This window comes from Streptococcus cristatus, from assembly GCF_963529205.1.
Taxonomy (GTDB): Bacteria; Bacillota; Bacilli; order Lactobacillales; family Streptococcaceae; genus Streptococcus; species Streptococcus cristatus_O.
Window position 1 is genome coordinate 25,027 of the sequence record NZ_CAURYF010000012.1, and the last position, 22,125, is coordinate 47,151.

27 protein-coding genes and 1 tRNA gene are annotated in these 22,125 nt (G+C 41.2%); 7 read left to right on the plus strand and 21 right to left on the minus strand.

Translation table 11 applies throughout. The annotated features are described in order from the left end of the window. The first annotated feature begins 59 nt into the window (after nucleotides 1–59). Complete coding sequence (locus RWS39_RS04030; RefSeq protein WP_314480731.1) at nucleotides 60–1,625, plus strand: ABC transporter substrate-binding protein/permease; 1,566 nt, start codon at nucleotides 60–62, stop codon at nucleotides 1,623–1,625. Next, nucleotides 1,622–2,362 (plus strand): amino acid ABC transporter ATP-binding protein, encoded by a 741-nt coding sequence (locus tag RWS39_RS04035; RefSeq protein ID WP_005591761.1) that lies wholly within the window; start codon nucleotides 1,622–1,624, stop codon nucleotides 2,360–2,362. The genes RWS39_RS04030 and RWS39_RS04035 overlap by 4 nt, the downstream gene beginning before the upstream one ends. Nucleotides 2,363–2,455: 93 nt before the next feature. On the opposite strand, the gene RWS39_RS04040 is transcribed toward RWS39_RS04035, so the two are convergent. The 18 genes from RWS39_RS04040 to RWS39_RS04125 form a co-directional block, all read right to left on the minus strand. Then, nucleotides 2,456–2,671 (minus strand): capsule biosynthesis transcriptional regulator, encoded by a 216-nt coding sequence (locus RWS39_RS04040; RefSeq protein ID WP_001130035.1) that lies wholly within the window; start codon nucleotides 2,669–2,671, stop codon nucleotides 2,456–2,458. Between the two features lie 110 nt (nucleotides 2,672–2,781). Further along, nucleotides 2,782–3,678 (minus strand): SPFH domain-containing protein, encoded by an 897-nt coding sequence (locus RWS39_RS04045; RefSeq protein WP_314480735.1) that lies wholly within the window; start codon nucleotides 3,676–3,678, stop codon nucleotides 2,782–2,784. A gap of 93 nt (nucleotides 3,679–3,771) precedes the next feature. After that, nucleotides 3,772–5,022, minus strand: coding sequence for a threonine ammonia-lyase IlvA (gene ilvA / locus RWS39_RS04050; RefSeq protein WP_037586260.1), 1,251 nt, complete (start codon nucleotides 5,020–5,022; stop codon nucleotides 3,772–3,774). 66 nt (nucleotides 5,023–5,088) lie between these two features. Continuing rightward, complete coding sequence (ilvC, locus tag RWS39_RS04055; protein WP_314480737.1) at nucleotides 5,089–6,111, minus strand: ketol-acid reductoisomerase; 1,023 nt, start codon at nucleotides 6,109–6,111, stop codon at nucleotides 5,089–5,091. 217 nt (nucleotides 6,112–6,328) lie between these two features. Continuing rightward, nucleotides 6,329–6,805, minus strand: coding sequence for an acetolactate synthase small subunit (ilvN, locus tag RWS39_RS04060; protein WP_005591757.1), 477 nt, complete (start codon nucleotides 6,803–6,805; stop codon nucleotides 6,329–6,331). Next, the gene (locus RWS39_RS04065; RefSeq protein WP_314480739.1) at nucleotides 6,798–8,498 is read right to left on the minus strand and encodes an acetolactate synthase large subunit; all 1,701 of its coding nucleotides are present in this window, start codon (nucleotides 8,496–8,498) and stop codon (nucleotides 6,798–6,800) included. The genes ilvN and RWS39_RS04065 overlap by 8 nt, the downstream gene beginning before the upstream one ends. Before the next feature lie 161 nt (nucleotides 8,499–8,659). Further along, nucleotides 8,660–9,259, minus strand: coding sequence for a response regulator transcription factor (locus tag RWS39_RS04070; RefSeq protein ID WP_314480742.1), 600 nt, complete (start codon nucleotides 9,257–9,259; stop codon nucleotides 8,660–8,662). Further along, nucleotides 9,256–10,362 carry a sensor histidine kinase gene (locus tag RWS39_RS04075; protein WP_314480745.1) on the minus strand — a complete coding sequence of 369 codons (1,107 nt, stop codon included), beginning with the start codon at nucleotides 10,360–10,362 and terminating at the stop codon, nucleotides 9,256–9,258. Before RWS39_RS04075 ends, RWS39_RS04070 begins: the two co-directional genes overlap by 4 nt. A gap of 4 nt (nucleotides 10,363–10,366) precedes the next feature. Beyond that, nucleotides 10,367–11,101 (minus strand): ABC transporter permease, encoded by a 735-nt coding sequence (locus tag RWS39_RS04080; protein ID WP_314480748.1) that lies wholly within the window; start codon nucleotides 11,099–11,101, stop codon nucleotides 10,367–10,369. A gap of 12 nt (nucleotides 11,102–11,113) precedes the next feature. Beyond that, on the minus strand, nucleotides 11,114–11,989 hold the full coding sequence (locus RWS39_RS04085) for an ABC transporter ATP-binding protein (protein ID WP_314480751.1): 876 nt from the start codon (nucleotides 11,987–11,989) through the stop codon (nucleotides 11,114–11,116). After that, nucleotides 11,976–12,170 (minus strand): hypothetical protein, encoded by a 195-nt coding sequence (locus RWS39_RS04090; RefSeq protein ID WP_062200355.1) that lies wholly within the window; start codon nucleotides 12,168–12,170, stop codon nucleotides 11,976–11,978. Before RWS39_RS04090 ends, RWS39_RS04085 begins: the two co-directional genes overlap by 14 nt. Before the next feature lie 2 nt (nucleotides 12,171–12,172). Continuing rightward, nucleotides 12,173–12,349, minus strand: a complete 177-nt coding sequence (locus RWS39_RS04095) for a hypothetical protein (RefSeq protein ID WP_193389942.1) — start codon at nucleotides 12,347–12,349, stop codon at nucleotides 12,173–12,175. A 146-nt stretch (nucleotides 12,350–12,495) separates the two neighbouring features. Then, the gene (locus RWS39_RS04100) at nucleotides 12,496–13,086 is read right to left on the minus strand and encodes an SP0191 family lipoprotein (protein ID WP_314480758.1); all 591 of its coding nucleotides are present in this window, start codon (nucleotides 13,084–13,086) and stop codon (nucleotides 12,496–12,498) included. Nucleotides 13,087–13,348: 262 nt separating this feature from the next. After that, nucleotides 13,349–15,013, minus strand: a complete 1,665-nt coding sequence (locus RWS39_RS04105; protein ID WP_314480761.1) for a DAK2 domain-containing protein — start codon at nucleotides 15,011–15,013, stop codon at nucleotides 13,349–13,351. Between the two features lie 2 nt (nucleotides 15,014–15,015). After that, nucleotides 15,016–15,381, minus strand: a complete 366-nt coding sequence (locus RWS39_RS04110) for an Asp23/Gls24 family envelope stress response protein (RefSeq protein WP_005591747.1) — start codon at nucleotides 15,379–15,381, stop codon at nucleotides 15,016–15,018. 145 nt (nucleotides 15,382–15,526) lie between these two features. Continuing rightward, a complete protein-coding gene (gene rpmB, locus RWS39_RS04115; RefSeq protein WP_001140948.1) occupies nucleotides 15,527–15,715 on the minus strand; it encodes a 50S ribosomal protein L28 in 189 nt (62 codons plus the stop codon). Nucleotides 15,716–15,850: 135 nt separating this feature from the next. Next, a complete protein-coding gene (locus tag RWS39_RS04120; protein WP_314480775.1) occupies nucleotides 15,851–16,516 on the minus strand; it encodes a LiaF transmembrane domain-containing protein in 666 nt (221 codons plus the stop codon). A 5-nt stretch (nucleotides 16,517–16,521) separates the two neighbouring features. After that, nucleotides 16,522–16,968: a LytTR family DNA-binding domain-containing protein gene (locus tag RWS39_RS04125; RefSeq protein WP_125446069.1), complete on the minus strand. Its 447-nt coding sequence runs from the start codon at nucleotides 16,966–16,968 to the stop codon at nucleotides 16,522–16,524. A 404-nt stretch (nucleotides 16,969–17,372) separates the two neighbouring features. Between RWS39_RS04125 and RWS39_RS04130 the strand changes: the two genes are divergently transcribed. Then, nucleotides 17,373–17,636 (plus strand): SemiSWEET family transporter, encoded by a 264-nt coding sequence (locus RWS39_RS04130; RefSeq protein WP_005591744.1) that lies wholly within the window; start codon nucleotides 17,373–17,375, stop codon nucleotides 17,634–17,636. A gap of 52 nt (nucleotides 17,637–17,688) precedes the next feature. Here RWS39_RS04130 and RWS39_RS04135 read toward each other — a convergent pair. Beyond that, nucleotides 17,689–17,761: transfer RNA gene (locus RWS39_RS04135), tRNA-Thr, on the minus strand. A 241-nt stretch (nucleotides 17,762–18,002) separates the two neighbouring features. Here RWS39_RS04135 and RWS39_RS04140 point away from each other — a divergent pair. The 4 genes from RWS39_RS04140 to RWS39_RS04155 all read left to right on the plus strand — a co-directional run bounded on the left by RWS39_RS04140 (nucleotide 18,003) and on the right by RWS39_RS04155 (nucleotide 19,754). Next, entirely contained in the window at nucleotides 18,003–18,455 is a 453-nt protein-coding gene (locus tag RWS39_RS04140) for a DUF3290 family protein (RefSeq protein ID WP_148877742.1), read from the plus strand. Then, nucleotides 18,455–19,084 (plus strand): DUF421 domain-containing protein, encoded by a 630-nt coding sequence (locus tag RWS39_RS04145; protein ID WP_282188063.1) that lies wholly within the window; start codon nucleotides 18,455–18,457, stop codon nucleotides 19,082–19,084. The genes RWS39_RS04140 and RWS39_RS04145 overlap by 1 nt, the downstream gene beginning before the upstream one ends. Nucleotides 19,085–19,220: 136 nt before the next feature. After that, entirely contained in the window at nucleotides 19,221–19,424 is a 204-nt protein-coding gene (locus RWS39_RS04150) for a CsbD family protein (RefSeq protein WP_148877744.1), read from the plus strand. Between the two features lie 39 nt (nucleotides 19,425–19,463). Beyond that, on the plus strand, nucleotides 19,464–19,754 hold the full coding sequence (locus RWS39_RS04155; RefSeq protein ID WP_314480782.1) for a hypothetical protein: 291 nt from the start codon (nucleotides 19,464–19,466) through the stop codon (nucleotides 19,752–19,754). 93 nt (nucleotides 19,755–19,847) lie between these two features. Here the strand turns inward: RWS39_RS04155 and RWS39_RS04160 are convergent, their stop codons facing one another. Both RWS39_RS04160 and RWS39_RS04165 read right to left on the minus strand, forming a co-directional pair. Beyond that, complete coding sequence (locus RWS39_RS04160; RefSeq protein WP_314480785.1) at nucleotides 19,848–20,360, minus strand: GNAT family N-acetyltransferase; 513 nt, start codon at nucleotides 20,358–20,360, stop codon at nucleotides 19,848–19,850. 789 nt (nucleotides 20,361–21,149) lie between these two features. Continuing rightward, the coding region (locus RWS39_RS04165; protein WP_314480788.1) for a DUF389 domain-containing protein at nucleotides 21,150–22,125 on the minus strand (976 nt) is incomplete at its 5' end.

Sequence of the window (22,125 nt, forward strand, 5' to 3'; positions counted from 1 at the left end):
AAAGTCGAATATTTTTCGGTAGAATAGAAAGAACTATTTTAGAAGGACTAGGAGAGAATATGAAAAAATTCATTTTAACCTTATTGACAGCCCTCCTCGTCTGTCTGGGGACCTTTACCGTAGCTCAGGCGGATGATTATCTTAGAATTGGGATGGAAGCGGCCTATGCCCCCTTCAACTGGACCCAAGATGATGATTCAAATGGTGCTGTTAAAATCGAAGGAACAAATCAGTACGCCAATGGATATGATGTCCAAGTTGCCAAGAAGATTGCTCAGGAAATGGGCAAGGAACCTCTAGTTGTAAAAACCTCTTGGAACGGACTGATTCCAGCCTTGACATCTGGTAAAATCGATATGATTATCGCTGGTATGAGCCCAACAGCCGAACGGAAAAAAGAAATCGCCTTTTCTAGCAGCTACTACACCAGTGAGCCTGTTATGTTGGTTCGAAAAGACGGCAACTACGCCAATGCCAAGACCCTCAAGGACTTTAAAGATGCTAAAATCACCTCTCAGCAAGGTGTCTATCTTTACAATCTGATTTCTCAACTGCCAGGTGCCAAGCAAGAAACGGCCATGGGAGATTTCGCCCAAATGCGTCAAGCTCTAGAATCTGGTGTTATTGACGGTTACATTTCTGAACGTCCCGAAGCTCTGACAGCTGAAGCTGCTAACTCTAAGTTCAAAATGATTCAATTCAAAGAGGGCTTTGAAGTTGGCGAAGAGGATGCTTCCATCGCCGTCGGCATGCGTAAAGACGACAGCCGAATCGAGCAAGCGAATGCAGCTATCGCTAAACTCTCAACGGATGACCAAACGCAACTGATGGATCAAATGATTAAAAATCAGCCGGTGGACACTGATACTGACGATGCTGAAGACACATTCTTCAATAAAGTCCTTAAGATTTGGAAGGAAAATTGGCCACAATTCTTACGCGGAGCTGGTTTGACCTTGCTCATTTCCATTACAGGGACAATCGCTGGCCTCCTCATCGGTTTGCTTATTGGGGTCTATCGGACAGCACCGATTTCAAAAAACAAGGCTTTAGCCTTCCTACAAAAACTATTCGGTTGGTTTCTCAATGTTTACATTGAAATTTTCCGTGGTACTCCTATGATTGTACAATCCATGGTTATCTACTATGGAACAGCTCAGGCTTTTGGCATTTCGATTGACCGGACAGCTGCAGCTATCTTTATCGTTTCTATCAATACTGGTGCCTATATGAGTGAAATTGTCCGCGGTGGTATCTTTGCCGTTGATAAAGGACAATTCGAAGCGGCTACTGCACTCGGAATGACCCACGGTCAAACCATGCGCAAGGTCGTCCTGCCACAGGTGGTCCGCAACATTTTGCCTGCAACTGGTAATGAATTTGTCATCAATATCAAGGATACTTCTGTCCTCAATGTCATCTCCGTGGTAGAGCTCTACTTCTCAGGAAATACGATTGCAACTCAGACCTATCAGTATTTCCAAACCTTCACCATTATCGCAGTCATTTACTTCGTCTTGACCTTTACCATCACTCGAATCCTACGTTTCATCGAGCGGAAGTTTGACACAGATCATTACACAACAGGTGCCAACCAAATGCAGACGGGAGAATTGAAACAATGACCGAAACAATTTTAGAAATTAAAAATCTCAAAAAATCTTATGGGGAGAATCAAGTCTTAAAAGACATTTCTCTGACTGTCCACAAGGGCGAAGTTATCTCCATTATCGGAAGTTCGGGTAGCGGAAAATCAACCTTTCTCCGCTCCATCAACCTCCTCGAAACACCTACTGCTGGCGAAATTCTCTATCGCGGGAAAAATGTCTTGGATGAAAATTACGACCTGACTCATTACCGCGAAAAATTAGGCATGGTCTTCCAAAGTTTCAATCTTTTTGAAAATCTCAATGTCCTAGAAAATACCATCGTAGCTCAGACAACCGTACTCAAAAGAGAGCGTGCTGAGGCAGAAAAGATTGCCAAAGAAAATCTGGAAAAGGTAGGTATGGGTGAGCTCTACTGGCAAGCTAAGCCTAAACAGCTTTCAGGTGGACAAAAACAGCGGGTTGCCATTGCGCGTGCGCTTTCCATGAATCCTGATGCCATCCTTTTCGATGAACCAACTTCAGCTCTTGACCCAGAAATGGTCGGCGAAGTCCTGAAAATCATGAAGGAACTGGCTAAAGAAGGCCTGACCATGATTGTCGTGACCCACGAAATGGAATTTGCCCGCGATGTTTCCAGCCGTGTTATCTTTATGGATAAGGGCGTCATCGCAGAAGAAGGCACTCCACAAGAATTCTTTACCAATCCTAAAGAAGAACGAACCAAGGAATTCCTACATCGCTTTTTGAAATAAACAACCAATCAAACAAACAAGACGGAAAAAGATACATCCGCCTTGTTTTTTTATTCGCAAAATAAAAAAGCGGGTTTCCCCACTTTTTGAAGATTAGTCTTCAAACTTTTCATGATTCTTATCGTAGAAATCAATCAAGCCAAGAGCTGTTTCAAAAGAAATATTCTTTACTTTTGCACGTCCTTGAGCAAGAGCAATAATTGACATTTCACGCGCGTTTGTTTCTTTACTAATACGGTAACCTGTAATTTTTTTGTCACGAACCCATCCAACGACTGACTCTACTTTTTCAAAATTTGATTTAGCCATTTCTTACTCCTCTCTAACTTATTTCGAATACTAATATAATGGTTTTTATACAGTTTGTCAACTTAGAAAAACCAAAACAAACAAATTAAATAATTCTGAATATTCTATATTTATTTAGCTTTGAGGGCTGAAAGGATCTGGGTGCGAATACTCTCCACTCCATCAGGATTTGCTGGGAGGAAGATCGTGTTATTTCCTTGCTTATCTGCAAAATTATTCAAGGTATCTAGATATTGGTTGGTCAAGAGGATGGACATAATTTGTTCTTCTGTCAACTCAACATTGGCGCCTTTGAGCTCCTTAATTGAGTCTGCTAAGCCGTCTACGATTGCCTTCCGCTGCTCTGCAATACCGACCCCATGAAGACGGTCTTTCTCAGCCTCGGCTTCTGCAGCAGTTACAATTTTAATCTTATCTGCTTCTGCCAATTCCTGAGCTGCCACGCGCTTGCGTTGAGCCGCATTGATTTCGTTCATGGACTGTTTAACTTCTGCATCTGGCTCAACCTTGGTAATCAAGGTCTTGACAATGATGTAGCCATAAGTCGACATTTCTTCAGCTACCTGCTTTTGAACTTCTAGGGCGATCTCATCTTTCTTTTCAAAGAGCTCGTCCAAGGTCAGCTTAGGAACAGAGGAACGCAAAGCATCTTCGATGTAGGACTTAATCTGCGCTTCTGGCCGCATGAGTTTATAGTAAGCATCTGTCACATTGTGTTCATTTACCCGATATTGGGTCGCAACATTCATGGTCACAAAGACATTATCCTGAGTCTTGGTCTCAACAACAATATCGCTTTGTAGCAAACGCAACTGAACACGAGCAGCGATTTTGTCAATTCCCAAAGGCAAACGGACATTCATCCCACTTGTACTAGTCTTGTGGTAACGACCAAAACGCTCAATGATGGCAACAGATTGCTGGCGCACGACATAAAGCGAGCTAAATGCCAATAGACCACAAAGAAGAAGAAAAATGAGAAAGAAGAAAAAGAAATTCAGTAACATAAGCGCATCTCCTTAATTTAATATAGTATATTCTAGCACAGTCCTCACTCACTTGCAATTAAAAAGTGGGGTTTTACTAAAATATTTTTAGGATCAGACTAACATATTATAAAGCGTTTCATTTCCGTTTAGATTGATGAAGGAAGGGTCAAAATGCTCGATTCGATTGATCAGGCCTGCATAGTCATGTTTATTGGCCAGAGCAATCCCAATCAGGACTGGTCCGGTTCCTTTGCTGGCTCGCTTGATGTATTCAAATCGAGTGATGTCATCATTTGGCCCTAAAATATCATTTACAAATTCACGTAAGGCACCAGGCCGCTGCGGGAAATTTACTACAAAATAATGCTTGATGCCATCATAAATGAGGGCACGCTCTTCCATTTCAGGCATACGATTAATGTCATTATTTCCTCCCGAAATAATACAGCAGACAGTTTTTCCTTTGATATATTCTCGCAACACTTCCAAGGCCGCCACGCTAGCTGCACCAGCAGGCTCTGCGATGATTCCTTGTTTAGAATAGAGATCAATCAAGGTTTCAGAAATCAAGCCTTCATCAACCCCGATAAGTGTTTCTACATTCTTTTTCGTTGCTTCATAAGTAGAGGCCCCTACCTTTTGAACTGCGATACCGTCCGCAAATTTGTCAATTTCATTGAGTTTGACAGGACCGCCTGCTTCAAAAGCCGCCCTCATACTGCGGGCACCATTGGCCTCTACCCCAATCACTTCAATTTGTGGCTGGCTTTCCTTGATGTAAGTGGATACTCCCGCGATGAGACCACCGCCTCCTACTGGTACCAAGACCAAGTCTAAATCGATGGACTCCCGAGCTGTATCTTCTAGGATTTCATAAGCAACCGTTCCCTGACCTGCTTGAACATGAGCATCATCAAAAGGATCGATGAAAGTCCGATTTTCCATCCGAGTGAATTCCATAGCCGCCCGAGCAGAAGCATCAAAAGTATCTCCTACTAGCTTAATCGTAACAAAATCGCCACCAAAGAAACGAACCTGTCCAATTTTTTGTTGAGGAGTTGTGATAGGCATAAAAATAGTCGCTGGGATTTTCATTTCATTACAGGTGTATGCGACACCCTGAGCGTGGTTTCCCGCAGAAGCGCAGACAACCCCGCGTTCTCGCTCTTCTTTACTCAACTGAGAAATAGCATAATAGGCACCACGTATTTTGAAAGAACGGACACGTTGGGCATTTTCCTTTTTAAGATAAATCTTTGCCCCGTACTTCTCTGACAAGTAATGATCATAATCAAGCGGTGTATTGACAACAACATCTTTTAATACCTTATGAGCACGGACGATATCTTTTGCTGTTAACATTCCTTTTCCTTTCCAAATGAGGTAAACAAACTCAGCTGGGATACCAGCTGAGTTTTCCACACAATCTTAGTTGTAGATCTTGAAAGCGTCGTCGTCGTTTTTACCAACGAATGGCATTGCTTTACGCAATTCCGCACCGACTTTTTCAATTTCAAGGTTAGCTGCTTGTTCACGGTAAGCAGTGAGTTTTGGACGTCCAGCTTTATAGTCATTTACAAAGTCATTTGCAAATTTACCATTTTGGATGTCTGCCAAGACAGCTTTCATGTTTTCTTTAACTTGCTCAGTAATCACACGTGGACCTGATACATAGTCACCGTATTCAGCAGTGTTTGAAATAGATTGACGCATTTTCTTAAATCCACCTTCATAGATCAAGTCCACAATCAATTTCATTTCGTGCAGCACTTCGAAGTAAGCCAATTCTGGAGCATAGCCTGCTTCTGTCAAGACTTCAAAACCTGCTTCGATCAGGGCAGTCAAACCACCACAAAGTACAGCCTGTTCACCAAACAAATCTTCTTCAGTTTCTTCTTTGTAAGTTGTTTCAAGCAAACCAACACGAGCTGCACCAACACCTTTACACCAGTCCATAGCAATGTTTTTCGCATTTCCTGTGGCGTCTTGGTAGACTGCATAAAGAGCTGGAACACCAAATCCTTCTTCGTAAGTACGACGTACCAAGTGTCCTGGTCCTTTAGGAGCACACATGAAGACATCTACATCTGCAGGAACTTTGATAAATTCAAAGTGGATATTGAAACCATGAGCAAATCCAACTGCGTTACCAGCTTCCAAGTTAGGAGCAATTTCTGTTTCGTAAAGTTCTTGTTGGATTTCATCTGGAGCCAAGATCATGATAACATCAGCCAATTTAGCAGCTTCTGCTACTGTGTATGTAGCAAAACCATCTTCTTTAGCCTTGTCAAATGACTTACCAGGACGAACACCGATAATCACATCATGACCTGTATCACGCAAGTTTTGTGCATGAGCATGACCTTGTGAACCATAACCGATAACGGCGATCTTTTTACCGTCAAGTGCTGCTACTTTTACATCTTTTTCGTATTCCATTGTTACTGCCATAATGTTTACTCTCTTTTCTATTTTTATTGCCTCTTAGGCGGTTTTAACAAATTTAAGTAGGGTTTTATACTCACTGAAAATCAAAGATCAAACTAGGAAGCTAGCTGTAGGTTGCTCGAAGCACTGCTTTGAGGTTGTCAATAAGACTGACGGAGTCAGTAACATATACCTACGGCAAGGCGAAGCTCACGTGGTTTGAAGAGATTTTCGAAGAGTGTTAATCACGGGTAAAGCCAGTTGCCCCAGTCCGTGCGATATTGCGAATGCCGTAAGGACGGATGACTCGTAAAAGCGCTTCGCTCTTTTCTGCATCGCCCGTCATCTGGATAGTGATCGAGCTTGGCGCCACATCGACTACCGTTGCACGGAAAGGCTGGATAATGGCCAAGATTTCTGCACGCTTAGCAACTGGTGCCGATACCTTGATCAAGATAACTTCCCGTTCTAAGTGAGGATGATCTGTAATATCCCGCACTCGAATCACATCAATTTGGCGATTGAGCTGCTTGATAATCTGCTCCACTTCATTGAGGGAATTTACATCAATGATAATGGTAATCCGAGAGACATTTTCATCCTCGGTCGCACCGACAGAGATACTCTCGATATTGACCTGACGTCTGGAAAGCACACCAGTGAAGCGGTTCAGAACACCTGAACGATTTTGGAGTTTAGCTGTCAACATTCTACGCATGGAACTTCACCCCCAACATCTCATGATTGCTCTTGCCAGCCGGCACCATTGGAAGCACGTGCTCCTTGCGGGAAATATCTACCTCGATAAACATCGGTATGTCGTCTTTCAGGACTTCCAAATCTTGAGCAATGGTCTCTGGATTATCAAATTTATAGGATTTGACACCATAAGCCTGAGCCATCAGCTGAAAATCTGGCAAACTGTCAAAGACTGACTCGGAGGTACGACCATCATAGAAGGCTTCCTGCCACTGACGAACCATCCCCAACGAATGATTATTGAGCATGATAACCTTAATCGGAATCTTGTAGATATTAAGGATGGCCATCTCTTGATTGGTCATCTGGTAGCCACCGTCTCCAACGAAGAGAACTACTTCCTTATCTGGATTGGCAATCTTAGCCCCAATCGCTGCTGGAACACCAAAGCCCATGGTTCCAAGACCACCAGACGTAACTAACTGACGTTCGTTTCGATAAGGATAATACTGGGCTGTCCACATCTGGTGCTGGCCGACGTCCGTTACCACAATGGCATCGCCCTTGGTCAACTCCCCCACGCGCTCAATAACAGCCTGAGGTTGGACAACTCGTTCCTTCTTATCATAGGAGCGCACCCGCTCCTTGTCTCGTGTCACCTTTTCTATCCACTTGCTGGTATTGTTGTGCACTTGCTCTTCTTCAAGCAACATTTGCAAAGCTTTCTTGGCATCTCCTACAATAGGAATATCCACGCTGATGATTTTACCGATCTCTGCTGGATCGATATCAATGTGGGCCACCTTAGCACTTTTAGCAAAGGTCTTAGGATTACCAGTCAGACGGTCATCAAAACGACATCCAATGCTAATCATGAAGTCCGCTTCCGTCATAGCAATATTAGCCGCGAAAGAACCATGCATGCCACCCATACCCAAGAACAAAGGATGATCTGTCGCAATCGTTCCCTGACCCAACAATGAGGTCACTACTGGAATCTGATACCGCTCTGCAAAAGCAACCATCTCCGCTGCTGCTCCTGCATAGCTAATACCACCACCAGAAAGAAGAACAGGTTTTTTTGCCTTAGAAAGCTGTTTAAGAATCTTCTTAATCTGTAAGTCATTAGGCTCAATTGTTGGCTGATAGCTTGGCAGATGCAACTGAGTGTCATAGATAAAGTCCGTATCCAGAGCTGAGACATCCTTTGGCAAATCAATAACGACTGGCCCAGGACGACCTGTGGTCGCAATATGAATGGCCTCCGTAATGATTCTTGGTATGTCTGCCGTCTCCCGTACCTGATAATTGTACTTAGTGATGGGAGTAGTAATACCGACAATGTCGGCTTCTTGAAAGGCATCCTTACCAATGCCTGGCGTCGCTACCTGCCCAGTAAAAACCAAAAGGGGAACACTGTCACTCATAGCGTCGGCGATCCCAGTAATGGCATTGGTTGCCCCCGGGCCACTAGTTACAACGGCCACACCAATTTTCCCAGTAGACTTAGCGTAGCCTTCTGCTTCATGAACACACCCCTGCTCATGGCGACCAAGAATATGGCGGATACCTTTAAAGCTATAAATAGCATCATAGAGAGGCAAGACTGCACCACCAGGATAGCCAAAAATAGTATCAACACCAAGATTTTTCAAGGTTTCCAAGACCAGCTGCGAGCCGGACTTAGGAGTTTCTAATTGGATTCTTTCCATATTTCCCCTTTCATTTATTTACAATTTTCTAAAAATTCAAAAAGCTTTCTACTATGATAACATTTTTGAAAAAAATTGCAAGTATCGCGGATGCTTTTTTTCATTCTGATTGAAAAAGATAAGAAAATCCCGCTAAATCCGAATGTAGCGAGATAATTATTTTATATCCATCCTTGTTCTTGAGCAATCCGGACAGCTTCCGTACGATTGTCTGCTGCTAGCTTGGTCAGGATGGTCGACATATAGTTGCGAATAGTTCCATTTGATAAATAGAGCTTTTCCGCAATTTCTTTATTGGAGAGCCCAGTTGCTGCTGCTTCTAAGACTAGAAGCTCCTGATGAGAGAGGGGATTTTTATGAGTCATCAGCACTTCCATGAGTTCAGGTGAGTATTCTTTTTGTCCAGCCAAGACAGTGTGGATGGTTTTCATCAGATCCGCAATGCTACGTTCCTTGAGTACATAGGCATCAACATCCGCCTTAACCGCTCGCTCAAAATAGCCTGGCCGCTTAAAAGTCGTCACAATGATGACCTTGACAGCTGGCTGATGCTCCTTCACCCATTCTAGAACATCCAGCCCCGTCTGATAGGGCATTTCTACATCCAAGATAGCCACATCGACTGGATTGGTCTTGAGCAGCTCCATAGCTTCACGACCATCTGCTGCTTGAGAAACACTAGTAACATCCGGCTGCAATTGCAAGAGCTGGCTAAGAGCATCCCGCAGCATACTCTGGTCTTCTGCTAATAATATCTTCATCGCTCTTCTCCTTTAACCCTATACGGCAAGCGCACGCGAATAATGGTTGGCTTGTGATTACTGATGACCTCCACGCTACCATCAAGCCCCTCCAAGCGCTCTCGAACTGAATGTAGCTCTCGGCCAGTGACTTGCTTAAAGCCTCGACCATCATCTTCAACTTCCAAGATCAAATCTCGGTTCTGACTATACAAATCAATTCTGGACTTCTTGGCCTCCGCATGCTTGATAATATTGGTTGCTAATTCCAACAAAATCATACTAATAGTAAACTGCATTTCCGTAGGGATACTGGCTACATTGAGCTGATTATGAAGCTCCAAGTCAATATCGCTCATTTCCAGCATGGTTCGGATTGTATTTAATTCTTCATCTAGCGTCCGCGTCTTGAGATTATCTACAATCCGTCGAACATCAGCCATAGCCTGCTTACTGATTCGTCGCACTTCCTCCATCTCTTTCTCCGCCTGCTCGTAGGCCTCCATTTGTAGGAATTGCTGGGCCAACTCTGTCTTGACACTGAGCATGGCAAAGGTATGGCCCAAACTATCATGTAAATCCCGTCCGATTCGATTGCGCTCATTTTCCGCTAAGAAAAGATTGAGCTGAGCATTCTGCTTGCTTTTTTCCTCCTTGAGCTGTTCAGCAACTTGGATACGATGCAGACCTAGCGTCAAGAAATCCGCAAAGAGAAAGGTCGTTGAGAAAAAGACCAGATAGCCAGTGCTCAATTGATGTTGCAGATACACCCCGACCAGAAGAGCTGGTTGGACAGCTAGGAAACTCCAAAAGCGCCAAGATTTAAGGGAAATATCATTGTAATGATAAACAAGAAGATTGGACAAATAAAAAATATACCAAACGAAGCCCACATTCAGCCAAATGGGAGTGTAAAAAATGTAAGCAAGCATGACCCACCAAGATAGAGCCTGGTAGAAAGGTTTTGTCTCCGTGAGGATGGTGTAATAGGCCCCTATTAACAATGCTGTCCAAAGCAAAGTCAAAAGCGGGTACTCACCACTGATGACACCCGCTATCGGAAAGATGATAAAGACCAGAGAAATATGAAACATATGATGTATGTTTTTGAACTTTTCCCACATAAAACTATTTAACCTCAATCCGTTTTTTGAGCTGAAGGACTAAAATGCTAAAGAAAATGGTATAGGCCAGGACGATTAGCATGGCAGACACATTCCAGTCATGGTGTTCCAAATAGGAAGAGACCACCTGCATGAGCTGATAGCTTGGCGTTAGCTTGCCGATGGATTGTAGCCAGTCTGGAAACATAGTCAGAGGAAACCAAAGGCCACCCAAGACTGCTAAAGCCATATAGACGATATTGCCTACGACTGACATGAGCTGGGCACTGGGCAGGAGACTGACCAAGACGCCCATGGCGATAAAGACCAGACTACCGATCAAAAGAATCAGTGCAATCATTAGCCAGTCCATCATGGGCACATTGACTCCACGAACGAAATGTCCGACAGAGAAGACCACGATAATGGAAAGCAGAAAGGTCAGTAAAGTACTAAAAAGCTTTGATATATAATATTCTACCATAGAAACTGGCGAATGCTGAATCAATTTTTGCCAGTTATTGGTCTTGTCTGACTGCAAGGTGCTGGGAATGCTAAAAAAGGCACTAGACATGATACTAAAAAGTGTCATAGAAAAGAGATAGGTTCGGAGCACAAGCGCCGGTACATCAGAACCTGACATTATTCCTGAAAAGATCAGATAGAACACGCTGGGCAGACCGATAGAGAGCAGGTAGTAAGCTGCCTGCCGCTTCATCAAAATCAGCTCCATTTTCATTAAACTAACCATATTTTTCATGATGCTACTCCTTTACTCTTGTGTCGTCTCAAAAATACTATCCAGCAGGGTGCGATTGCGGACTTCGATTTCTTCAATCGTACAGCCATGCTCCTGCAGAATGTGCCAGACCTGACTGGCATCCTTGGTCGCAAAAGATAGAGCCTTTTGCTTGATTTCAATCTCTGTTACACCAGCTATCTTTTCCACGATTTCTTTGTAGGAAAGGGGCAGTGTGAAGTGTTTTTCCTGCTCTTCCTTGCGCATGGCATAAGGTGTGGTGTCGCGGATTAGCTCACCCTTGTGGAGCACCAAAATCCGGTCAGCCGTATGCTCCACTTCTTCAATGTAGTGGGAAGAATAAACAATGGTTACACCTTGCTTCTTGAGCTTGTCCACTATTTCCCAGAAATGCTGGCGCGTCGAAGTATCCATAGCCGAAGTCGGCTCATCCAAGAAGAGGATCTTTGGACGGCCAATTAAGGCTAAGATAAAGGAGAAGAGACGTTTTTGACCACCAGAGAGCTTGGCAGCCAGCTGGTTCTTTTGTTTGTCAGAAAAGCCCAACAAGGCATCGATTTCCTCTTCAGACAGGCTATTGGGATAGATAGAGCGAAAGAAAGCGAGGAGTTCCTTGACTTTCAAATCTCCCACCACTGTATTTTCCTGAGGCAAAATGGCAACCATCTCTTTCAGGCGATTGTCCGTTGGCTTTAACCCTTGAATCAGGGCTTGGCCAGAAGTCATAAACTTATCACCTAAGAGACAGTCCATTAGAGTTGTTTTGCCTGCTCCGTTGGGACCAATCAGAGCCACACAATCTCCTTCTTCAATATCAAAGGAAATGTGGCGTAAAATCTCCTTCCCCCGAATACTTTTAGATAGCTTTTTCACTTCAATCAATTTCATGATCTTCCTCCTTAATAAAATCATAGATGAGCGGCCAGATGACAAAGACAACTAGAATCACTCCCCATACTCCTATATAAAATTGCCGGGGTAGAAATTCCAACAGAAAACCCGGTATCATCTGAAAACACCATACACCCATTGCAACTCCAATGAATAAGAGGGTCAAGTGCTTTTTCATTTCTACTTTCTCCTCTTGCTTAACTTAGCCACTTCCTTTAGGACATAGCTAGCCATTCCCAAGCTAGCAAAAATCTCCCAAGGAAAGCGGTAAAGACTTGCTCCGCTCATTCTCGCCAACTGATAAAACATCATCCCAACAAGACTCAAGACTGCTACCTTTATCAACCATATTTTCATGTAACTACTCCCTATTTCTTCATTTCTTACTTGTATTATAAAACTTCCTGCATCTTCCGACTAGATGATTTTGTCACTAGGCCATATGACAAATGTCATGGTTCCTAGGCAGCAAAAAAGACGAGATAACTCGCCTTTATACACTCTTATTCTTCTTTCAAGCCGCCTAATTTCATACCCAAAATAAACATTGAAGGAGAGGCGTCTTTTATGTCATTAAGTCCCAAGTCTTTAAAGAAAGATAGACTTGCTGCTTTCGCTATATCCATTTTCTCAAAATCCAGATCAACTATGGCCTGTAATTTCTTATCAGCTGTTACGGAGTATTCAATCGTCACTCCTTCCATATTCTTAGCTTCCACGTAGTTTGGTTCTGATTCCATTCCTTCTCGAATGATAGCTGTCATTTCCTCTGGGCTCATAGTAGCTGCAGCACCACTGGCTTCTTCTGGCAAATTACTCAACAGCTCCATTCGAAGTTTCAAGAGTTTATCTCCTCGATAGGTCACCGTATCACGATGATGGATGCCTTTGAGGTCTCCGACCAAGGTTTTAGAGACAATAGCTGTACTTTCAGAAGAAGCACTCGTAGAGGAGTCACTTGAGCTTGAGCTAGAACTTGTTTTAGCAACTTTTGATTCAGCTGGAACTTTCGGACGATGCTTGCCAGATTTTGGAAATACGCAACCTGTCAATAACACAGAAGCAGAAATAACTAGAATAAATAACTTTTTCATAGTACACCTTTTCTTTTTATTTTTTCCAGTATACCATAATGCCACTATCTTGTCTAAATCTTGCATATAAAAAAATCAAAGAGGCTGGGACAAAAGTCCTAGCCTCTCAATTGTCTTTGGATTATCGAGCAAGACGCAGTGGTTGAGTGGGCTCTACTACGCTGATTTCATCAGCTTTTACAGCCCTACTCAACTGTGCGGAGGTGGGACGACAAAATCGAATTCTAACGAATTACCGATTTCTGTCCCACTCTCAAATAAATTATTCTACACTAAAAATATATGGATAAACTGGCTGATTTCCTTGGTGGATCTCAACTTCTAGATCTTCATATTCTTCCATCAGATCTTGAGCCAGGCCATTTGCCAATTCCTCGTCACCGTCTTCACCGATATAGATAGAAACAATTTCACTGTCCTCATCCAACATCTTCGCAAAAGTTGCCTTCAGAGTTGTCAACATATCTGGATTTGACACAAGGATTTTGCCATCAACCATACCCAAGTTATCATTTTCATGGATTTCGAGGCCATCAATGGTCGTATCACGAACTGCAGTCGTAATGCTACCGCTGACCACGTCGCTCAAGGCAACTGTCATTCGCTCATGGTTCTCTTCGATAGTTTTTCCACTATCAAAGGCCAAAAGACTTGTCAAACCTTGAGGAAGCGTACGCGTTTCAATCACTGTCGTTGGTTGCTCAAGCACTTCTGCTGCAGATTGAGCCGCCATGAAGATATTTTTATTGTTTGGCAAGAAAATGATATTGCGCGCATTCACCTGGTCAACAGCCTTGATAAAGTCCTCTGTAGAAGGGTTCATAGTCTGACCGCCAGAAATGATATAATCCACGCCCTGAGCCTTGAAGATTTCAGCAAGACCTTCACCAGCTACTACTGCAATAATAGCGTACTCTTTTTCTTCAGCTGGTTTAGCAGATTTTTCTTCCTTTTCAAGCTGGGCTTCGTGCTGGTTACGCATGTTGTCCACTTTTACCTTAACTAGGCTACCATACTTAAGACCTTCTTGCATGACAAGACCTGGATCTTCTGTATGGACGTGCACTTTCACGATTTCATCATCATTAACTACCAGCAAGGAATCTCCAAGCTCACTCAAATAATTACGGAATTCATCGTAGTCAAAGTCCTTGACATAAGTTGGTCCTTGCTTCAAAGCCACCATGATTTCTGTACAATAACCAAAAGTGATGTCTTCTGTCGCCACATGGCCTGCTACAGACTTGTGGTGTTCAGCATTGATCATCTCAGTCATCGTAGCCGGAGTCGCTTGGAAATCTTCTGATGCAATGTATTCGCCAGTCAGGGCAGAAAGGAAGCCTTCATAGATAAAGACCAAACCTTGACCACCAGAGTCCACGACGCCAACTTCCTTGAGAACTGGCAACATATCTGGCGTTTTAGCAAGAGCAGTCTTTGCTCCTTCAAGAGCCGCTTTCATGACTTCGACAGCATCATTTGTCGCTTCAGCTTTCTTCTTAGCACCGATAGCTGCACCGCGGGAAACAGTCAAAATTGTTCCCTCAACTGGCTTCATAACAGCCTTATAGGCCACTTCTACACCAGATTGGAAGGCAAGGGCCAAAGCTTGTCCATCAAGCTCATCTTTGCCTTTTACGCTTTGCGAAAAACCGCGGAAGAGCTGAGATGTGATAACACCAGAGTTCCCACGCGCACCCATCAAGAGTCCCTTGGCAAAGATAGCGGCCACCTCACCAACTGTTGATGCTGACTTATCAGCTACTTCTTTGGCACCATTTTCAATGGTCATGCCCATATTGGTTCCTGTATCACCATCTGGAACTGGGAAAACATTTAAAGAATTGACATATTCAGCCTGTTTATTTAAACGAGTTGATGCCGCCTGCACCATTTCTTGAAATAAACTAGTAGTAATATTTGACACGATTATTCTCCTACAACTTTAATATTTTGGATATAGACATTCACTGTGTGGGCAGTGATCCCAAGTTGATTTTCCAAACTAAACTTAACGCGTTCTTGGATATTTTTGGAAACTTCACTAATTTTAATGCCGTAGCTCAAAACGGTATAAACATCAACTGCAATACCACCATCTTCAGACGTTTTTACGACCACACCCTTGGCATAGTTTTCTTTACCCAAAAGAGCTTGAAAGTTATCTTTAATTGCATTTTTGCTGGCCATTCCAACCACACCAAAAATTTCGGTTGCTGCGCCGCCAACGATGGTTGCAATCACGTCATCAGTCAGCTCAATTTGACCATCTTTTGTATTGATTTTTACAGTCATCACTTGTACCTCAAAAGTATTTTATAGTTTATTTTACCATATTTTAGACAGGGTGTAAAAGAGGAAGGACAGAAATAAACTGTCTAGTCTGAAAATTCAACAACAAAAAAGGGAAGGAATAAATCTTTCCAATCCCTTTCATGTATTAAACGCGTTCAACTTTACCTGACTTAAGCGCGCGAGCTGAAGCCCAAACTTTTTTAGGTTTTCCGTCGATCAAAACAGTAACTTTTTGAAGATTTGGTTTAACAGCGCGTTTTGTTTGGTTCATCGCGTGAGAGCGGTTGTTTCCAGATACAGTCTTACGACCTGTAAAGTAACATACTTTAGCCATTAGTGTGTTTCCTCCTATTAGATCTAATATTACGGATGTGCTAGCACCACATACCGTACTATATTATCAAAAAACTTGACGTTTGGCAAGTACATTTTCCCAAACTTTGCAATTTCTAACCAATAATCCGTTTTCTTAAATGTAAACAATCTTCAAAGAGCCAAAGGCAACATTGCCGCGCACATATAAAGTCTTGTCTTTCTCATTGACATTATGCGGATTGACCACTGTACCGAAAGCATTGTCCACATTTAGCTCTACTTGCCAGTTACTTGGGATATAAAGCGTCGCACTACCGAAGGCTACTTCCACATCAAAACTAGCAGAATCACCTAAAATTCTGGCATTATCAAAATATACGGTCACACTACCAAAAACACATTCTACTTTATCATGGACGAAATTCTCCGAATTGATATAGCGAGTGCCGCTGCCAAAAGAAATCTCTCCTTCCGTTGTAGACAAGCCCTTTCTAGACAAACAACGAACGCCCCAGATCCTTCTCGGTTTAAAAATCATGTTAAGCCCAATGCAGGCCAAAACACCACCCATTACCAAGGTGCCTGTAGAGATAGCCAAGAAGTGATAGACAGAATTAGCAATTATCAGAGCAATAATCGTCATGATCAGGGCAGCACCAAAATCTCGCTCCAAGAAATTTTCCAAAGCAAAATACGCAAACATGCCGACCAAAAGCAGGGGCCAGATATTAAAATTGAACATAGGAATACCAAAGTTTCCCTGAAGCAAAATCCAGCCGGCTAAAACCAAAAAACCGACGCCTAGAATTGTTTTTTTCATGATGATTACCTCACTTCACTTAACTTTTCTTTTAGTAGTTGATAATAATGCCTTGAAACATGCACTTTCTTATGTGTTTCAGAAAACTGGACGGAACTGGTACCCGAGAAAGACTTTTCTAGAGAATAAATCGCTCTAGCATTAGCAATGGTTGATTTGGAAATTCTGCAAAAATAGCGAGGCAGCAATTCCTCCAGCTCGTAGAGTTTCAACTTGACTTCATAGGCATCATTGCGCGCATGGGCAAAGATTTTGGCTCCGTCCGTCTCGAAAAAGAGAATCTCCGCCAAGTCCACAAAATACTCACTATTTTCCTTATAAAAGAGAATGGCTGGAGCAGTCACTTCATTCAAAGCATCTTGGATCTTCTGAATCCTCTCATCAATCCGCGATACTCGAATCACCAATTCTGTATCAGCCAAACGATCGTCTAGCTCAATCCGAACCTTCATAAGCACTCCTCCCCTCTTTCTATCTTCATTATAACAATTTCTTGAAAAGAAACAAGGGACTTTCAGTAAGTGGTCAATATGGGCTGGTAAGTGGTTATTTTAAAAGATTAAAATGAAATAAAAAATCTTGAATTTTCCCAGCATAAGGCTTCAAAGAAATTAATCATTACCCATTTTTATCAACACGACAATACTGATTTACTACTATTTCTATGATCATAAGCTCTCTATCCAGCCTAACAATGGATAAACCAGGTATGAACAATTCTAACGCTACTTCTCAAACCACACTTGGCTCTTTCTCTTAGTTTTAGATAAAAACTAAAACTTATTCTCCATACTGGCTTACGTCTCATTTGACAATTTTTTCCGTTTTGATATAATGGACGTTCAGGAGGTATCGTATGTCAAAACAAAAAATTAATCGTTTTGTCGGATCTATTGGAGCTTTTATTGGAATTCTTGTATTCGTCGCTTATATTCCACAAATTATCGCAAACTTACAAGGATCCAAAGCTCAACCTTTCCAACCACTATTCGCAGCGGTTTCTTGCCTGATTTGGGTTATCTACGGTTGGACAAAAGAACCTAAAAAAGACTGGATCCTCATTATTCCCAATGCTGCGGGAGTGATATTAGGTGGCCTAACTTTTCTTACTTCTTTATAAGAATTATATAAACAAAACCAGCAACCCCATAAAAAGGTGCTGGTTTTCTTTCTGCCGATTGCAGGGATCGAACCTGTGACCTACGCGTTACGAGTGCGTTGCTCTACCAACTGAGCTAAATCGGCCTCTACCTGTCTCCTATTCTAGCACTCTGAATGATTTTGTCAAGTTCTATTGGCAGTTTGGAAACTCGAATGAAGCAAATATTTTACCTGAGAATATACAGTATCTTTTTGAAAGATCACCAGCAGTCAAACTCATATTTCAAACAAGTTCTAGAAAACCTTATTTTTCCGATATAAAGCTATTGATGTAGCCGCTAAATTGTTTTATAATAGCTTGAATTCAAAAAAAGTGAGGGATCTTATGAAATTCTATTCATATGACTATGTACTGAGTCAGATTAGCCAGCAGAATTGGGTGATGGTGATTGTATCAGCCTGCTTGGTTTTGGTGACGGGATTTTTCGCCTTTAAGGCCTATAAAGACAGACGAGGAAGTAAGTTTCGCGAACTGTCCATTATTTCTATCTTGACCTTAGTAGCCACTGTTTTGATTAGCATTACTAACTTCCAAAACAATCAGTCAAATGACAATCAATTCCGTAGCTCCTTGCATTTTATTGAGGTTGTCTCAAAAGAATTAGGCGTTGAGAAAGAAGAAGTCTACGTCAACACTTCAGCTACAACAGATGGAGCTATCATTAAGGTTGGCAAACAATTCTACCGTGCTATTAGCGGAACCGATCAGGATAGCTATTTATTAGAAAAAATGGAACTGTACAAATCAGACGTTGAACTCGTGGAGGTTGAAAAATAATGAGCTTTTTTATTACAATTGCGATTAAGTTAGCTTTGGGACTCGTTTCTCTCGTTTTTGTCATCAATATGACAGGTAAGGGAAATTTAGCACCAAGCTCTGCAACAGACCAAGTACAAAACTTTGTTCTCGGTGGCATTATCGGCGGGGTCATCTACAATAGCTCCATTACTATCCTTCAATATGCAATCATCCTAATCATCTGGACTATTCTGATTTTGCTCTTAAAATGGCTGAACACCAATGTTTCCTACATCAAGCATCTGATTGATGGGAAGCCAACCATTATCATCAAAAACGGTAAACTAGATCCTGAAGCCTGTCGTTCAAAAGGGCTATCCGCATCAGACGTCGCTCTGAAATTACGCTCCCAAGGAGTCTTCCAACTGAAAGAAGTCAAAAGAGCCGTTATCGAGCAAAATGGTCAGTTGATTATCGTAAGAATTGGCGATGAAAATCCGAAATATCCAATCATTACCGATGGAGTTGTCCAACTTGAAATCTTAGAAACTATCGGCAAGTCAGAAGAATGGTTGATGACCGAATTACAAAAAGAAGGCTTTGAAAATGTCTCCGATATCTTCATTGCAGAATATGACAAAGGCGAAATTAATGTCGTGACTTATTAAAAATTATTTGTCATTTCGTAGCAGTTATTTGCTTTTTCTTAGTAAAGAGTCTATACTTGTATGTATTATCTCGCTTGAATGAGTATCAAACCGCATCCAACTTAGATAATACATTTAATAAAGGGAGGAAATTTCCATGTCAATCGAAGAAAAATTCAACCAAGCTAAAGGTTCTCTCAAAGAAGGATTGGGAAAACTTACTGGCGATACAAAAACTCAAGCAGAAGGCACTGCTGAAAAACTAGCTTCAAAAGCGAAAGAAGTTGCTGAAGACGCAAAAGGCGCTGTTGAAGGTGCTATCGAAGGCGTTAAAAACATTATCAAAAAAGACGAAGAATAATCATCATCTATCGTTCTTATAGAAAAACACTCTTATCCAATGCTTTTAGTAAAACTATGGATAAGGGTGTTTTTCTATATTGCTAAGGCATTGATTTTTCAGAAGAGAATAAAACTATTCATGAATGTCAAACTAAGATACACAGGAGCCAGGTTAACAAAACAAGCTGGAGTTTCACTACAGCCTGTTTCTGGAGCCTTAACTCATAGTGATAAACAGGTAACAAAAGCATATGTAATTACAGCTGATATCGCTAATCAAACAGTTGGTGAAAATGGCTTTTATAAATCTCAAAAAAATGATTCAGAGAAATTTCTGATAGACTCTTGATTTTATACAAAAGAGATATACAGAGAAAATTCTTGAATGTCCGCAAAGATTGATGACTCCATTGGTCTTGTCAGTAAACTGGGAATGATAATACTATAGATTCGTTATCTCAAATACTGCTGTATGCACCCACTCATTATTCATTTGTAAGTCATTTTCTATGATCCTACTAAAGGTGAAACCATTTTTTAAAAGCACTCTCTTAGAGGCCAGATTATCCGTTGCTGTTCCCGCAATGATTCTATTTAAACCATAAGCACTAAATGCCTTATCTAAAACAAGTTTAACCGCTTCGCTTGCATAGCCTAGATTAGTAACATTTTCTACAATCCTATATCCAAGTTCTGCTGTTTTTCTATCACTCCCTAAAACACTTAAATTAATCCTTCCGACCATAACGCCTAGCGAATCTCTAATAATATGCATGTAGGCATCATGATTTTCTTGTTCCGCTAACAATTCCCTTGTAATTTCTTTAAAACCTTCTGGATCAAAATAGTTAGCTGGTCTGGGAGGTAAATTCCGCTCAAAATACTCCCGATTTTCTCTTTCAAAAGCATATACATCTATACTATTTTCCTCAGACAGCAGCTCTAAACTTATCATTGTAAACCATCTCCCACCATTATCCACATTCAACTTTTCTTATCTTTACACGAAATAACATTTACAGAATTTAAACAAATACTTTTGTTTTTCATATCGTTTTACATTATAACACAAAAGACCATTAACAAAATAATATTCAAGATTAAGATAAAACTAAGGTAGATTTTGAGGTGAATTTTTCAAAAAAACACGAAAAAGCACCCATGAGGTAAACTCTTGAGTGCTTTGAAACGTTGATATAATCGTATTGATTAACATTTTGAGAATTGTGACGCTTTACGAGCTTTCTTAAGATCTGGTTTTATAAATATGTATTTGGATAAATTTCAAAAAGCTTTTAAATCAACGTTTTCACTAGTTTTTAATACTTGAAATTTCATCCAATTCCAACTAATTTCATCTGAATGGTGTGAACTTTATCCTAAAAATACACGAATTGAGCTGATAAATACTAAAAGTTCACACCATTAGTTAAATTATTTTTTGTTACATACATTTTTTTAGATGATAGACCTCCTAATTTATTTCTTATAGCATTTGAGCAAACCTCCGTTATCAGAAAACAACCAGAAAGAAAAACCGCGAAATTAATATTTTCTTTCTGGTTGTTTTTTTATAAATTGAATTTGCAGTAAAATACTTTACTCATTTACACTATCCCTTTCTTCTATGTACTTTCTTTCATCTAAAGAAAAATCTCGTATTCATCAATTTTATTTTGTTATAGGTAAGAAAGAAGAACAAACAAGAAAAACACGGCATAAAAACCTATTCAGTTCATCGTCCTCAATCCTTGTCTGCTTCATTTTCTTTTACGAGATCTTTTTGCGAATCCTTTTCAGAGAGTTTTTGATCGATATACTTGTCAATGGTTTCATAAAATTCCTTGGTCGTATCACTATCTAATTTTGTCGAATTATGGACTTGATTGACTTTTAATTGAACAGATTGAATACCGTAAGAGGCTTGTTTTTGGTGGAGCGTTTCTAATTCTTCTTCTGAAATCGGATCTCCAACAACCGTCAAGACCAATTCATTGTTACTTGACTTGTAGACTTGATTAATAACCGTATAATTGGCGAACTCTTTTCCTACAAACTGTTTGATCCCTTCTTTGCGCGCTTGTTCTATTGTCAGAGTAACTGCCGAATAGCTAGCTGGAAGAATCAACAATACAATCAAAGAAATCAAGCCAATTCTCATTTTAATGCTCAGCTCTTTAAATGAAGTTAAAGGAGATTTTCTCATCAAAATTCTTGTTCCAACAATGTTGGCTAGCATGATAAAGACACAGTTGATCAAGAAAAGATAGAGAGCCCCCAATAAAAATCGTACATTTCCATTAGCTAAACCATAGCCAGCAGTACAGATAGGCGGCATCAGAGCTGTAGCAATGGCTACTCCTGGCACGATATTGTTTGCTTCTTTTTTCCTTGAACCGATCACACCAGCAATCCCACCAGCAATAGCAATGAGAACATCCCAAATGGTTGGAGAGGTTCGTGCAATCAACTCGCTACTTGCATAAGACAAGGGAGAAATCCAGAAATACAGAGTCGAGACAAGCAAACTGACCAACACTTGAGTCAATAAAACCTCTAGAGATTGCTTGATTAAACGCGTATCAAAAATAGCTAAACCGAATCCCAGTCCAACAATCGGTGTCATGAGAGGGGAAATCAGCATGGCTCCAATAATGACAGCTGTTGAATTCATATTTAGACCTATAGAGGCAATAAAAATCGCACACATCAAAATCACT